This is a genomic window from Paenibacillus sp. sgz302115, assembly GCF_056120445.1.
In genome coordinates this window covers 1-13617 of sequence record NZ_JBVYOK010000006.1, presented here as the reverse complement: position 1 = coordinate 13617, position 13617 = coordinate 1, and the positions used below count along the sequence as shown (strand labels likewise).

Here is a 13617-nt window from a genome sequence, read left to right as displayed (position 1 = left end):
AAAATTCAATCCATAACGATCCAGGAGGAGATTAGGCGATGAGCTGGAGCATTTTGGGTAATGAACTTTCCGCAGATACCCTGCTAAATCTTGAAAGTATTTTTGCGTTAGGGAACGGTTATTTAGGAGTGCGCGGCAACTTCGAGGAAGGTTACGCAGACTCTGGAATTCAGAGCATCCGCGGGACGTATCTCAACGCCTATCACGATGTAATCCGCATTCCATACGGTGAAAAGCTGTATGCTTTCCCTGACACCCAGCAGAAGCTGGTTAACGTGATCGACGCCCAGGATGTGCGCATCTATATCGGGGAGGAAGAGGAGCTTGTAACACTTACGGAAGAGAGCATTCTCGGTTACGAGCGCATCCTGCATCTGGACAAAGGGTACTCGGAACGCAGGCTGCACTGGAAATCGCCCACCGGCAAAGAACTGCAGCTTCGCTTTCGCAGGCTCGTATCTTTTACACACAAAGAGTTGTTCGCTATAGATATTCACATTGAGCCGATAAATTTTACGGGCCGGATCAAGGTTGTTTCCCGGGTCAACGGAGATGTCAGCAATTACAGCAATCCGAATGATCCCCGGGTCGCTGCCGGACATTCCAAACTCCTGTCTGTCATAGACTGTAGTGTACAAGGAGAATATCTGTATGTGGAGGATGAGACTTCCGTATCGGCACTGCGCACTTGCTGTGTAACCCGGCATCAATGGGAAGGAAACTGGCAGACCCACGCACATGCCGGCGCCACAGCAGGAACAGTTACTGCCACCGCAGAACTGTGTGAACCGCTGCACCTGACCAAATGGAACATATATACAGACACTTTACGTCATGAAGAGCGCTTGGTGGAAAAAGGCATCGAACTTCAGAAAGCGCTTCAAGGGCTTTCGATGGATGATCTTTTGACAGAGCAGCAGGCGTATTTGCAGGATTTCTGGAAAAGATCCGATGTGGTAATTGAGAATGACCAATTGCTCCAGGAGGGAATCCGTTTCAACCTTTACCAGCTATTGCAATCCGCAGGTCGCGACGAGCACAGCAATATTTCCGCCAAAGGCTTATCAGGCGAAGGCTACGAAGGGCATTATTTCTGGGATACGGAAATTTATATGCTGCCCGTATTCCTGATGACCTCCCCGGAGCGGGCCCGGCAGCTTCTGCTGTACCGGTACTCCAAGCTGGAGCAGGCCAGAAATCGGGCCAGGGAAATGGGCCATGCCCGGGGTGCGCTGTTCCCTTGGCGGACGATCGCCGGGACGGAATGCTCCTCCTTCTTCCCATCGGGCACGGCCCAATATCATATTAGTGCAGACGTGGCCTACAGCTATATCCAGTACTACCTGGCAGAAGAGGACCGTGAATTTCTGCTGAACTACGGGGCTGAAGTGCTGTTCGAAACCGCCCGGCTGTGGATGGAAATCGGCCATTACCACGAGGGAAATTTCCATATCGACGAGGTAACCGGGCCGGATGAATACACCTGCCTGGTGAATAACAATTACTATACCAATGTCATGGCCAAGCATAATTTGAAATGGGCTGCGCGCAGCTTTGAAATCCTGCAGTGTTATCAAGAGCAGGTTGCACAAGAATTGTTCGGCCGGCTTGGAGTTACCCCGGAAGAAGTGAACAGTTGGAGACACGCCGCCGAAGCAATGCTGCTTCCCTATGATCAGGAGCTAGGCATCAACCCACAGGATGACACCTTCCTCCGAAAAGCAGTATGGGATTTCGAAAATACACCCAAGGACCAATACCCGCTGCTGCTGCATTATCACCCGTTGACGCTATACCGTTATCAGGTATGCAAGCAGGCGGATACACTGCTGGCCCATTTTTTGCTGGAGGATGAACAGACGGAAGAGACCATCCGGCGTTCGTATGACTATTACGAAGCCATCACTACTCATGACTCCTCTCTGTCATCCTGCATTTTCAGCATTATGGCCTCCAAAGTCGGCTATCACGACAAGGCTTACGAATACTTTATCGAGACAGCCCGGCTTGATCTGGACAATACACACGGCAACACCAAAGATGGCCTGCATATGGCCAACATGGGCGGAACCTGGATGGCCATCGTCTTCGGCTTTGCCGGAACGAGACTGAAAGAGAGCGGGCTGTCGCTGTCCCCGGTGATCCCGGCTGGATGGACAAAATATGCGTTTCGCCTGGCCTTCCGCGGGCGGCTAATCGCAGTCACAATCGGTGGTAAGGAAGTCGAGCTGGAATTGCTGGAGGGCGACGCTCTAACGTTGACTTTGTATGGACAGCCGGTTGAGCTTTATCCAGATCACATTGTCAGACAGGCGTGTAGCGAGAGCTAAAGCAGGCATTTGCCAACGTACCATTCTTCATCACAATGAGATGTGTGGCGTATCTGGCTGCATGATTCAAATCATGCACCACAACCACCAGCGTATGCCCCTTTCCATCCCGTTCCGTAAAAAGCTCCATCGCTCAATCTGGTGAGCAATGTCAAGAAACGTCGTAGGCTCCTCCAGGAGCAGCAGAGAAGTCTACTGCTCCTGAGCCTTTGTAATAAGCACACTCGTACGTCCCGCCTGCCGGGCGCACTACAAAAAAGAAGCTATTTTTAGACGTTCGGAAGAACTTGGAAAGAACTACAGCAGAACCAGCCCGCTCCCTGCCATTGACAAATTAATGGAACACATGTTCCCGGGAGGGTTTTAATATGTCCAACACAACAGTAATCACCATTGCAAACCAAAAAAGGCGGCACCGGGAAAACGCCCCCCTAATAAAGAAAAAAAGTGCTGCTTGTCAATTTCGACCCGCAAGGCAATCTGTCCATGTGCTTTGGGATTGAGCAGCCGAATCAACTCAATGACATCACGAATGGAATCATTACCAACGACCGGCAGCTTACAAATGTGAATCAGGAATGGATAGAGCACGGTGGTCCGATGCTCATGTATAGTTATGTTTTATTCTTTGAGTTTCAGCTATTAGCTTCGAATGGCTTTGCCGTTATTTATACGAATCCGCGTAGGAGTATGGGGTATAGATCGGATTTTGCTTCTACCATTTCGTGGTGACTGGGATCATTATGATTATATAGACTTAATGACAGCGGTAGATACCATCCTATTACAAGGCAAGCTAGATCCTAATTGTTTGGGTGTAGCTAATGGCAGCTACGGTGGCTATATGACAAGTCGATAATTACAAGAAACCGCCTTGGGAGTCGTTAATGGAAAATGACGCAATGATTAATGAAATGGTGAAAAAAGCTCATACTTTCTTTGGTAAGGAAACCTTCCAAGCCCTTCAAATGAAAGCGATGCAGTCCATGACGTTGCCTATGGGATCAAGGGACTTTTTCGACATAGCTAATGGGTGATTGTTTTAAATACGTTTTGGGTTTTCGCGTATACGGCGTACTAATTGTTGCGCGTGTGGTCCGTTGATGTGCTTTGCAACACGTTCAAGAAGTACTTTAGTATCACCAGAAAATAGACGGGCAACGAAGTGACCCGCTTGAATCGCCTCAAGATAAGAAACCCTTTGATCGGAAGCTATATCCATAAAAGTATATGTCATTTTGTCCCTCCCCTTTACCTCTACAGTTCTCTACTTTGGTATTCAAAATCAAATCTTTAGGTGTTTGTCAGGCATTATATTCCGAATGGGATGGCAAAAAGGAACCCATGAAGAGTTCCTTTCCCACAACACCTTCTATGCGGATTTGTATAACAGCCTCTTTACTAAATCTGTAGAACGTTTATCTTAAGGATGTTTTTAAAGTCGTTTCTGTAAAAGAAATTTAGAATACTTGTACAACTTCTTTAATATCATCGATTTCTTCAAGAATTGCGCGCTCAATAGCGGCCTTTAACGTAATCGTAGCACTTGGGCAACCGTTGCAAGCTCCCAAAAATCTTAATTTGGCTATACCGTTCTCAACTTCGACAAGTTCAGCATCCCCACCGTCACGTAGTAAAAAAGGACGTAGTTTGAGAAGCACTTCCGATACTTCATCGAATAAAATTCCATTCTCCTCCATTATGCCAGCTCCTCTCATTGTTTTACCAACAATCAATTCAAGCATTTTTTCACCCTGGATAGTCTGAGTGATCCTTTGCTTTTTGCCTAAGAATGGCCTCTTGATCCGAAAGTTCCCTTATAGCCGTATAAATAGAGTCTAAAGGTATCATTACACCACAACTTGCGCTTATTCCTGACAGCATATTGAAGTAGAACTGAAGTTTCCGTAGCTCTCGGGTAATTTGAGCTAGTTCTGAATTGTCCGAATTATTTTTCTTCATTACTAACACCTCGTACCTTTTTAAAAAGCGATAAAGGTTTGGTCTATTTAATTAATGAATCAACCGATGCTTCCTTCCATCTCAAATTGAATCAGCCGATTCATTTCAACGGCATATTCCATCGGCAATTCTTTGGTAAACGGCTCAATAAAGCCCATTACAATCATTTGTGTGGCATCTTGTTCTGTAAGCCCGCGGCTCATTAAGTAAAATAATTGCTCTTCGGACACTTTGGATACTGTTGCCTCGTGCTCCAAAGTTATCTGATCGTTTTTAATTTCATTGTACGGAATTGTATCTGATGTTGAGAGGTTGTCCAAAATCAACGTATCGCACTTAATATTGGACTTGGACCCTGCGGAATCACGGCTGAAACTGGACAATCCCCGGTAGTTTACTTTGCCGCCCTGCTTGCTGATGGATTTAGATATAATCGTAGATGTTGTCTCGGGAGCAAGGTGAATGACCTTCGCGCCGGCATCTTGATGCTGATCTTTACCGGCTACGGCAATAGACAGGATGGCCCCCTTGGCTCCCCGACCTTTCAATAATACAGCCGGATACTTCATTGTCACCTTGGAGCCGATGTTGCCGTCCACCCATTCCATTGTGGCGTTTTCCTCTGCCACAGCCCTTTGGGTTACCAGGTTGTAGATATTAGGAGCCCAATTCTGAATTGTCGTGTAACGGACACGGGAATCTTTCCGGCAAATAATTTCAATAACTCCGCTATGCAGAGAACTGGTACTATAAATAGGTGCTGTACATCCTTCAACATAATGGACAAAGCTGCCCTCTTCGGCAATAATTAATGTCCGCTCGAATTGGCCCATATTTTCAGAATTAATACGGAAATACCCTTGTATAGGAACCTCACACTGAACGCCCCTCGGAATGTATACAAAGCTGCCGCCTGACCAAACCGCACTGTTAAGCGCCGCAAATTTATTGTCGGCGGGAGGGATGATCGTTCCAAAATATTGCTTAAACACTTCGGGGTATTGCTTTAATGCGGTATCCGTATCAAGGAAAATAACGCCCTGATCCTCCAGTTCTTTCCGCATACTATGATAGACTACTTCCGACTCGTATTGAGCGGATACGCCCGCCAGGAACTTTTGCTCCGCTTCAGGAATCCCCAGCTTGTCAAAAGTTGCTTTGATCTCGGAAGGAACCTCCTCCCAGGTCTTTCCCTGTTTTTCAGAAGGGCGAACGTAATATTGGATGTTATCAAGATTTAGTCCGGACAAATCCGCTCCCCACCCAGGCATCGGCATTTTGTAGAATTGTTTCAAAGCTTTCAGCCGAAAATCGAGCATCCACTCCGGCTCTTCCTTGATTCGGGAAATTTCCCGGACGATCTCTTCAGTCAGACCTTTTCCAGATTGAAAAATAGACTGGTGCTTGTCGCGAAACCCATATTTATATTCGCCCATATCCGGCGCTTTTTTAGCCATTAGTATCACTCCTTTTTTACCTTTCAAGACTTATTTTGATTTGCTATGATCTGCCGAGCTTGCTCTCCACTAAATCTTGTAGGCGACTGCGAACACCCTCCAGCGGGATCTCCGAAATGACAGGAGCGAGGAATCCGAAAATAACAAGATATTCGGCTTCACTCCGTGATATCCCGCGCGACATCAGATAATAGATTTGTTCTGCATTTACTTGCCCCACGGATGCAGCATGACCGGCGGTTACATCATCTTCATCTATCAGCAGGATTGGATTGGCATCGCCGCGTGCTTTAGGACTTAACATAAGCACGCGTTCTGTTTGCTGACCATCACAATTGGTTGCACCTTTTTCAATCTTTGTAATACCGTTGATAATCGCTGTAGCTTCTTCAAGCATGACTGCACGCGTAATCATTTGGCTCACCGAGCTTCTGCCAAAATGGCGGGCTTGAGTTGTATAGCTCAATTTTTGATTACCCGTGCCAATAGCAATCACCTTAGTGTCGGAGACCGACCCGCTGCCTTGAAGCAGAGTCTTGGTATCGCTGGCGGTATAGCCATTGTTCATCTCACCGATAATCCATTCCACACTGCCATCAGCAAGAACGACCGCCCGCCGCTGGGTGAAATCTGTTGTTGCTGCAGCAAGCTGATGCACCGAAGCTACTTGCACCTTTGAGCCCGCTCCCGCAAAGACCTCCATCACACCGTTATGCAATACCTTGACATCATCCCCGCTCGATACACAATTATCCACATAAATGATCTTGCTGTTGCTCCCTGCCACAATTAAGATGTGAGGAGCAAAACACACACCGCTTGTATCGTTAAGAAAGATCGCTTGAATGGGCGCTTCAACCTCTACACCGTCAGGGACATAAAGAAATACGCCACCACTCCATAAGGCACTGTGTGCAGCAGATAAACTATGCTCTTCCGGCTTCACTGCCTGAAAGAGATAACGTTGAACCAACTCCTCATGCTCTTTTGCTGCAGTATGCAGGTCCGTTAAAATTACTCCCTGGGCGGCTAAGCTCTCGGACAATTTCGTATACACTACATCCGAATTGAATTGGACGATCAGTCCGCCTTTCACTGGAGAAGCAACCAAACCTCGAACAGCCTCCGGCGCATCTTCCAAACCTAACCACGCATTCTCAGCTTTATAATCTCCACTTTCATAGATATCCCATTTTTCAAGCTTGATTTTCACCACTTTAGGCAGTTCCAACGTCCCTGCCAGCTCGAGTGCCCGAAGACGGCGTTCAAGCAGCCAACGAGGTTCATCCTTAGCACTTGACCAGGCGCGTAAAGCGTTCGTATTCATTGAAATTCTTGCTTGTATACCCACTTGCTTTTCCTCCTCTTCAGCTTCTAAACTTCCTCGCCTACCGTCTCATCCGTAATCCCAAGCTCCTCTTTCACCCAATCGTACCCTTCAGCCTCCAAACGGTGGGCAAGCTCCGGGCCGCCAGATTTGACAATCCGACCTTGCATCATGACATGCACAAAATCCGGGGTAATATAATTCAACAGACGTTGATAATGAGTGATGATTAAAAAACCTCTATCCGGGCTGCGCATCTCATTTACACCATTAGCCACAATACGCAGTGCATCAATATCAAGCCCGGAATCTACTTCATCCAAAATCACAAGCTTGGGTTCAAGCAGCATCATTTGCAAAATCTCATTCCGCTTTTTTTCACCGCCGGAAAATCCCTCATTCAAATAACGATGCGCGAATTCCGGATTCATCTCCAGCCCCTTCATTTTGCTCTCCATTTTACGGATAAAACGGATTAATGATATCTCCTCGCCTTCGTCACGCCGTGCATTGATGGCACTTCTGAGAAAGTCCGAGTTCGTCACGCCGGCAATTTCACTTGGGTATTGCATAGCGAGGAACAAGCCTGCCCGGGCACGCTCATCCACCTCCATCTCCAGAAGATCTTCATTGTCTAATGTCACCTTGCCGTCAGTAACCTCATATTTGGGATGGCCCATTAAAGCCGAAGCCAACGTACTTTTCCCCGTCCCATTAGGCCCCATAATCGCATGAATCTCTCCGCCATGAATCTCCAATGTGAGCCCTTTTAAAATTTCTTTCCCTTCAATCTTGCTTCTTAATTCCTCAATCTTTAAGGTCGTCATTCTCCCATACTTCCCTTCCGTAGTTTTCTTCGGCACGCGCCAACAAATCACTCATAAATTTTCCGATAGTCTGTAACTCAGCCTCTGAATAGGATTCAATAAATCGGTAAAAACTTTCTTCTTTTTCTTGATGTAGCTTTTTATGCAAATGATAAACATGTCTCCCCTTATCCGTTAGACTAAAATAAATCTCCTTACGATTATTGTTCAGTTGACTTCTCATAATAAAGCCCATTTCCAGCAGCTTTGTACTAATATTAGTAATGCTTGCTTTGGACAACCCCATCTTCTCCACAATCCCGGTATGATTTATCGGTTCATAATCACCAATGCAATCAATAACGTGTACACTAGTGATATTGTTGGAGAGCATGTCAATCTGGTACTTTCTGGCCAGTTGCCGAAACGAGTTAAATTCTTGTTCAGTATACAGTTCATTCAGATGCAACATTCTAATATATTGCTCGTAAAGATGACCTTTAAAATCATGTTGAAACTCCAATTTCACAATCTCCCCTCTCTTGTAGTAGTTGCAGACCAAGTTCAGTGTCAGCAATAAATTGTTATTTTTTGTTCACTACTGAACAAAAAGAAGAATAACACAATTGATATTGATAATCAATATCATTTAATTTCAGTGAGATGTAATTCCGGAGGAACAGTTGATGAAGATTGCAAACAACAGTTGACAATTGCTTTTATCCCGGCAGTTCATCTACTTTTCCAATGGATTCCCTGAAAAAAATGATGATAATCATTATCAATTTCATCTTTTCAAGTCAAAAGTCATTATGATATAATACTTCCGAAATACCAAACATCCTACGTTTTGTAAAGGAATGATGCTCTTGTTAACTCAGACTCAACGCTTAACCTTGGTTGAACAGGTGGCCTACCAGATCCAGGGGAAGATCGAAAACGGTGAATGGCAAGTAGGGATGCGTATTCCTCCAGAGCCCGTGCTAATGGAACAGCTTCAAGTCAGCCGTAATACCTTGAGGGAAGCCATTCGGGCTTTAACGTATGTGGGTCTACTGAAGACCAGACAAGGGGATGGGACCTATGTCTGCTCCTCAAGTGTTTTGGGGTCAGTGATTGAAAAAGTGATTCAGCATACCGATATGCTTGAGAGCCTGGAGGTCCGATATGCATTGGAAAGAGAGGCTGCTGCCCTGGCTACGTTCAGGAGAGACGAAGAAGATTTGAAGGCGATTCGGACATGCTTGGACCAGTGCAGACAAGCAGCCAGCCAGCAGGATCTCAAAGCTTATGCTCACTGGGATGTCGAGTTTCACAAAATGGTGATTGCTGCTTCACATAACCAATTGATGGTGAATTTGTACAATCATATTTCCGAGGCGCTGGAAAACATGGTTTTGGAAACGAAGGACTTCAAAAATGTAGCTTTCTATCACGACTCACATGACCTGCTTTATCAAGCCATTGTCAATCAGGATTGCCATCAGGCCGAGGAGGCTGTTCGTTTATACATTGAGAAGGCCCGTGCTAAACTATGCTAAATGAAGCACTCAAACGAACGAGTACGAATAGTCCCAAGAATAGCAGTATTGGGGCTTATCAACGTGCTACGAAGCTATTTTCTCTGATGATCGACCACACAAAAAGCTTTTTTTATTAGACTTCATCTGTGCGGTGATTGCAGGCCTGCCTTCAGAGCAATATCGGGATTGTCCAACAGGATGTCTATTTATTTTCTGGAAGCATCCGTGAGATTATTGCTTATGGTAAGCTTCATGCTGCTGCTGGACATTACAATCGACTATATCACGCACAATTTAGCAACATGCAATGTATCCCCTTCTTAAGGGTACTTCTTCCACACGGATGAAATTGACGATTAATTAACTTAAAACTAAAGCGTAGGAGGAACCCTTATGAGTTCATCAGAACAATTGTTAAAAAAACAGAATGCAATATCCAATACCGGAATTCGCAGGCAAGCGACATTCTGGTTCATGATCTTAGGAATTATTTTTATTGCAGCAAATTTGCGTGCTCCCCTCACATCGGTGGGACCATTAGTCAGTATTATTCGGGAGAACGTGCATATTTCAAATACCTTAGCAGGCCTGATTACCACAGTTCCACTGATTGCATTTGCATTGTTATCACCTTTTATACCAAAATTAGGACGAAAATATGGTGTAGAACGTATTATCCTGATTTCCCTTATTTTCTTGACCATGGGTATCGCTGTTCGCTCGTTATCCGGGGCGGTGACCTTGTATGTTGGAACCGCAGTTCTGGGGTTTGCTATTACCATATGTAATGTATTACTGCCGAGCCTGATTAAACGGGAATTTCCGCAGCAAATGGGTACTATGACAGGGGTTTATTCTGTTTCCATGAATCTATGCGGGGCGATTGCTTCGGGAATTAGTGTTCCCTTAGCTGTGGGGGCAGGCTTGAACTGGCAAGGTGCCTTGGGAGTATGGGGGATACTTAGCGTCATCTCCATTCTCTTTTGGGTACCGCAACTCAAGGCTCCAGCGAAACCAGCCGCTGTTGAGAGCAGTGCAGGGAACAACCATCAGATCAATATATGGCGCTCTCCATTGGCTTGGCAGGTAACTCTTTATATGGGAATACAATCGACCATTTTTTATGTGCTGGTGGCATGGCTGCCTGAAATACTAAAAGATCAGGGCATCAGCTCAAGCCAATCAGGCTGGTTTCTCTCGATTCTGATTATAGCTTCGCTCCCCTTTGGATTTATCGTTCCTGTTATAGCTGGGCGCATACCTAACCAACGGTTGTTAGTGGTTATTACAACAATTCTGCTTTTGATTGGAACACTTGGACTTCTCTATAGCAGTATCCATCTGGTTTCATTTTGGGTTATTATTCTAGGTATTGGAGTGGGCTTTGCCTTTGGGTTGTCTATGATGTTTTTCGGCTTGCGTACCCAAAGTGCCCATCAGGCAGCTGAATTATCGGGTATGGCCCAATCCATCGGATATCTACTGGCCGCAATTGGCCCAGCGCTGATTGGATACTTGCATGATGCCACTCATAGTTGGAGCCTTCCACTCCTGATATTGGTTGGCGCTTCTGCCCTACTCGGTATCGTTGGTCTGGGTGCAGCTAGAAATCAATTTGTTGGTACTGCGAAGTAGGACTATGATAGAAAAGGTTTGAACACATCAGCACGCATTTATTACGGAACGTATTCACACAAACCCAGCCGACAAAGTCATACGCTCTAAAAAGGAAGCATTTTCCAGCAGTTCTTATAATTCCTCTCAAGTCAATCAACTTTTTAGAAATTGTGCGAGGAACCAAGGTTGAGCTTGCCATAATTCTGGCCGCTTTTTATGGGCTAAGACGAAGTGAGGTTGTAAAGCATACGATTACTACAAGTTCACTAAATGGTAAGCTTATCACGGTTGAGAAGGATCGTACTAAAAACAAGGCACGTCGCCGTACGCTTCCTCTTGTTGACACCTTCTATAACCTTCTGATGTTCATAAAGCAGCAGCAAACAACAAACCAACAACTGTACAACGATTCTTACTGTACGGATTATCTGGGTTATATTTATGTAGATGCTTTAGGGAATCGAATCAAACCTGACTATATCTCACAACATTTTGCTCTTGTCTTAAAAAAGAATGGCATGCCACACATTCGCTTTCATGATCTTCGTCATAGTTGCGCCAGCTTGTTGTTGGCAAACGGTGCGAGTATGAAGGAAGTCCAGGAATGGTTGGGCCATAGTGATTACTCAACCACAGCAAATATATATTCTCACTTGGAGTTCAGCTCCAAAGTTTCTTCAGCTAATACAATGAATGAAGTAATAAAAATATAAAAAAGCTCATTAGAAATTATCTCTAATGAACGATTGATTGCTAATATGGTACCGGCGAGAGGACTCGAACCTCCACGGTTTCCCACTCGATTTTGAGTCGAGCGCGTCTGCCATTCCGCCACGCCGGCATATATCTTACGAATATAATAAGTTCCATTATAAAATGGAGGCGCCACCCAGATTCGAACTGGGGATAGAGCTTTTGCAGAGCTGTGCCTTACCACTTGGCTATGGCGCCATAAAAAATGGAGCGGACGACGGGAATCGAACCCGCGACCCTCGCCTTGGCAAGGCGATGCTCTACCGCTGAGCCACGTCCGCATAAATGGCTGGGGATATAGGATTTGAACCTATGCATGACGGAGTCAAAGTCCGTTGCCTTACCGCTTGGCTAATCCCCAACATTATTCATTTGTTAAATTTATGGGGCGATCGATGGGACTTGAACCCACGAGTGCCGGAGCCACAATCCGGTGCGTTAACCCCTTCGCCACGACCGCCATAATATTTATTCAATTAATATTCAATTTACGGTATATGGGGCGATCGATGGGACTTGAACCCACGAATGCCGGAGCCACAATCCGGTGCGTTAACCCCTTCGCCACGACCGCCTTATTGAATTATTAAAATGGCAGGGGCAGCAGGAATTGAACCCACACCAACGGTTTTGGAGACCGTTGTTCTACCTTTAAACTATGCCCCTAAAGATGGTGGAGGCTGATGGATTCGAACCACCGAACACGTACGTGAGCAGATTTACAGTCTGATGCGTTTGGCCACTTCGCTAAGCCTCCACGGGTGGTGCCGGCGAGAGGACTTGAACCCCCAACCTACTGATTACAAGTCAGTTGCTCTACCAATTGAGCTACACCGGCATATTAAGTTGTAAGAAAAATGGTGGCGCGGGACGGAATCGAACCGCCGACACAAGGATTTTCAGTCCTTTGCTCTACCGACTGAGCTACCGAGCCATATAAATTATTTAAGCCATCTGATGGCGGAACCGACGGGATACTCTTCACTTCGTTACGAGATTGCGATGTATTGCTAACGAAGCTTATGCTCCAACGAACCCTTTTATGGATTCTCATCCCTGAAGTAATGCTGATGGCGGAACCGACGGGATTCGAACCCGCGATCTCCTGCGTGACAGGCAGGCATGTTAGGCCAACTACACCACGGTTCCATATTGGTTGCGGGGGCAGGATTTGAACCTGCGGCCTTCGGGTTATGAGCCCGACGAGCTACCGGGCTGCTCCACCCCGCGTCAGTAATCAATCTATGGTGGAGGCTGAGGGGTTCGAACCCCCGACCCTCTGCTTGTAAGGCAGATGCTCTCCCAGCTGAGCTAAGCCTCCATAAATCAACAAATGTTATTTTACCAAATTCTGCACATCAAAATCAAGTGAAGAAATGGTGACCCGTATGGGATTCGAACCCATGTTACCTCCGTGAAAGGGAGGTGTCTTAACCCCTTGACCAACGGGCCTTGCTGTAAAATAGTGGCGGAGAGAGAGGGATTCGAACCCTCGAGACGCTTGTGGCGCCTACACGATTTCCAATCGTGCTCCTTCGGCCAAACTCGGACACCTCTCCATATGGCTCCCCGAACAGGACTCGAACCTGTGACAACTCGATTAACAGTCGAGTGCTCTACCAACTGAGCTATCAGGGAATATTCATATCAGACGCTTGATCGCCTGAAAACTGAATCCGAAACGAAATCTGCGTTTTAGTGTTTTGGATAAGCCCTCGACCGATTAGTATTGGTCAGCTCCACACGTTACCGTGCTTCCACCTCCAACCTATCTACCTCGTCGTCTTCAAGGGGTCTTACATGCTGGGAAATCTCATCTTGAGGGGGGCTTCACGCTTAGAT

At 46.1% G+C, this 13617-nt stretch carries 13 protein-coding genes, 16 tRNA genes and 1 rRNA gene; 6 read left to right on the top strand and 24 right to left on the bottom strand.

All coding sequences use genetic code 11. From position 1 onward, the window contains the following. Positions 1-38 precede the first annotated feature (38 nt). Positions 39-2330, top strand: coding sequence for a glycoside hydrolase family 65 protein (locus AC0LWN_RS13630; protein ID WP_474666107.1), 2292 nt, complete (start codon positions 39-41; stop codon positions 2328-2330). 387 nt (positions 2331-2717) lie between these two features. On the opposite strand, the gene AC0LWN_RS13625 is transcribed toward AC0LWN_RS13630, so the two are convergent. After that, the gene (locus AC0LWN_RS13625; protein WP_474666105.1) at positions 2718-2921 is read right to left on the bottom strand and encodes a hypothetical protein; all 204 of its coding nucleotides are present in this window, start codon (positions 2919-2921) and stop codon (positions 2718-2720) included. A gap of 61 nt (positions 2922-2982) precedes the next feature. On the opposite strand from AC0LWN_RS13625, the gene AC0LWN_RS13620 reads away from it, so the two are divergent. Both AC0LWN_RS13620 and AC0LWN_RS13615 read left to right on the top strand, forming a co-directional pair. After that, the gene (locus AC0LWN_RS13620) at positions 2983-3189 is read left to right on the top strand and encodes an alpha/beta hydrolase family protein (protein WP_474666103.1); all 207 of its coding nucleotides are present in this window, start codon (positions 2983-2985) and stop codon (positions 3187-3189) included. A 28-nt stretch (positions 3190-3217) separates the two neighbouring features. Beyond that, positions 3218-3367 carry a hypothetical protein gene (locus AC0LWN_RS13615; RefSeq protein ID WP_474666101.1) on the top strand — a complete coding sequence of 50 codons (150 nt, stop codon included), beginning with the start codon at positions 3218-3220 and terminating at the stop codon, positions 3365-3367. A 5-nt stretch (positions 3368-3372) separates the two neighbouring features. On the opposite strand, the gene AC0LWN_RS13610 is transcribed toward AC0LWN_RS13615, so the two are convergent. From AC0LWN_RS13610 to AC0LWN_RS13585, 6 genes are all read right to left on the bottom strand, one after another. Next, a complete protein-coding gene (locus AC0LWN_RS13610; RefSeq protein WP_474666099.1) occupies positions 3373-3567 on the bottom strand; it encodes a hypothetical protein in 195 nt (64 codons plus the stop codon). Between the two features lie 223 nt (positions 3568-3790). Further along, the gene (locus AC0LWN_RS13605; protein WP_038596501.1) at positions 3791-4030 is read right to left on the bottom strand and encodes a NifU family protein; all 240 of its coding nucleotides are present in this window, start codon (positions 4028-4030) and stop codon (positions 3791-3793) included. Positions 4031-4351: 321 nt separating this feature from the next. Next, positions 4352-5749 (bottom strand): Fe-S cluster assembly protein SufB, encoded by a 1398-nt coding sequence (gene sufB, locus AC0LWN_RS13600; RefSeq protein WP_474666097.1) that lies wholly within the window; start codon positions 5747-5749, stop codon positions 4352-4354. 43 nt (positions 5750-5792) lie between these two features. Continuing rightward, positions 5793-7100 (bottom strand): Fe-S cluster assembly protein SufD, encoded by a 1308-nt coding sequence (gene sufD / locus AC0LWN_RS13595; RefSeq protein WP_474666095.1) that lies wholly within the window; start codon positions 7098-7100, stop codon positions 5793-5795. A 23-nt stretch (positions 7101-7123) separates the two neighbouring features. Next, a complete protein-coding gene (gene sufC, locus AC0LWN_RS13590; protein WP_474666093.1) occupies positions 7124-7903 on the bottom strand; it encodes a Fe-S cluster assembly ATPase SufC in 780 nt (259 codons plus the stop codon). Next, positions 7884-8411, bottom strand: a complete 528-nt coding sequence (locus AC0LWN_RS13585) for a MarR family transcriptional regulator (protein WP_474666091.1) — start codon at positions 8409-8411, stop codon at positions 7884-7886. The genes sufC and AC0LWN_RS13585 overlap by 20 nt, the downstream gene beginning before the upstream one ends. A 340-nt stretch (positions 8412-8751) precedes the next feature. On the opposite strand from AC0LWN_RS13585, the gene AC0LWN_RS13580 reads away from it, so the two are divergent. From AC0LWN_RS13580 to AC0LWN_RS13570, 3 genes are all read left to right on the top strand, one after another. Beyond that, complete coding sequence (locus tag AC0LWN_RS13580) at positions 8752-9423, top strand: FadR/GntR family transcriptional regulator (protein WP_474666089.1); 672 nt, start codon at positions 8752-8754, stop codon at positions 9421-9423. A gap of 375 nt (positions 9424-9798) precedes the next feature. After that, positions 9799-11040: a CynX/NimT family MFS transporter gene (locus AC0LWN_RS13575; protein ID WP_474666087.1), complete on the top strand. Its 1242-nt coding sequence runs from the start codon at positions 9799-9801 to the stop codon at positions 11038-11040. Positions 11041-11192: 152 nt separating this feature from the next. Then, positions 11193-11735 (top strand): site-specific integrase, encoded by a 543-nt coding sequence (locus AC0LWN_RS13570; RefSeq protein WP_474666085.1) that lies wholly within the window; start codon positions 11193-11195, stop codon positions 11733-11735. Between the two features lie 46 nt (positions 11736-11781). On the opposite strand, the gene AC0LWN_RS13565 is transcribed toward AC0LWN_RS13570, so the two are convergent. From AC0LWN_RS13565 to AC0LWN_RS13485, 17 genes are all read right to left on the bottom strand, one after another. Beyond that, positions 11782-11863: transfer RNA gene (locus tag AC0LWN_RS13565), tRNA-Leu, on the bottom strand. Between the two features lie 36 nt (positions 11864-11899). Beyond that, positions 11900-11973: transfer RNA gene (locus AC0LWN_RS13560), tRNA-Cys, on the bottom strand. A gap of 8 nt (positions 11974-11981) precedes the next feature. Continuing rightward, a tRNA-Gly gene (locus tag AC0LWN_RS13555) sits at positions 11982-12056 on the bottom strand. Between the two features lie 5 nt (positions 12057-12061). Next, positions 12062-12136: transfer RNA gene (locus AC0LWN_RS13550), tRNA-Gln, on the bottom strand. A gap of 23 nt (positions 12137-12159) precedes the next feature. Next, positions 12160-12235: transfer RNA gene (locus AC0LWN_RS13545), tRNA-His, on the bottom strand. 38 nt (positions 12236-12273) lie between these two features. Next, a tRNA-His gene (locus AC0LWN_RS13540) sits at positions 12274-12349 on the bottom strand. Between the two features lie 18 nt (positions 12350-12367). Next, positions 12368-12441, bottom strand: a tRNA-Trp gene (locus tag AC0LWN_RS13535). Positions 12442-12446: 5 nt separating this feature from the next. After that, positions 12447-12532 (bottom strand) — tRNA-Tyr (locus AC0LWN_RS13530). A 5-nt stretch (positions 12533-12537) separates the two neighbouring features. Next, positions 12538-12613, bottom strand: a tRNA-Thr gene (locus AC0LWN_RS13525). A gap of 20 nt (positions 12614-12633) precedes the next feature. Next, positions 12634-12709: transfer RNA gene (locus AC0LWN_RS13520), tRNA-Phe, on the bottom strand. Between the two features lie 137 nt (positions 12710-12846). Next, positions 12847-12924, bottom strand: a tRNA-Asp gene (locus AC0LWN_RS13515). Positions 12925-12928: 4 nt separating this feature from the next. Continuing rightward, positions 12929-13005, bottom strand: a tRNA-Met gene (locus AC0LWN_RS13510). Positions 13006-13020: 15 nt separating this feature from the next. Then, positions 13021-13096: transfer RNA gene (locus AC0LWN_RS13505), tRNA-Val, on the bottom strand. 56 nt (positions 13097-13152) lie between these two features. After that, positions 13153-13227 (bottom strand) — tRNA-Glu (locus AC0LWN_RS13500). Between the two features lie 14 nt (positions 13228-13241). Then, positions 13242-13334 (bottom strand) — tRNA-Ser (locus AC0LWN_RS13495). Positions 13335-13337: 3 nt separating this feature from the next. Beyond that, positions 13338-13413: transfer RNA gene (locus tag AC0LWN_RS13490), tRNA-Asn, on the bottom strand. A gap of 65 nt (positions 13414-13478) precedes the next feature. Beyond that, positions 13479-13617 (bottom strand): 23S ribosomal RNA (locus AC0LWN_RS13485); the annotation flags it as partial.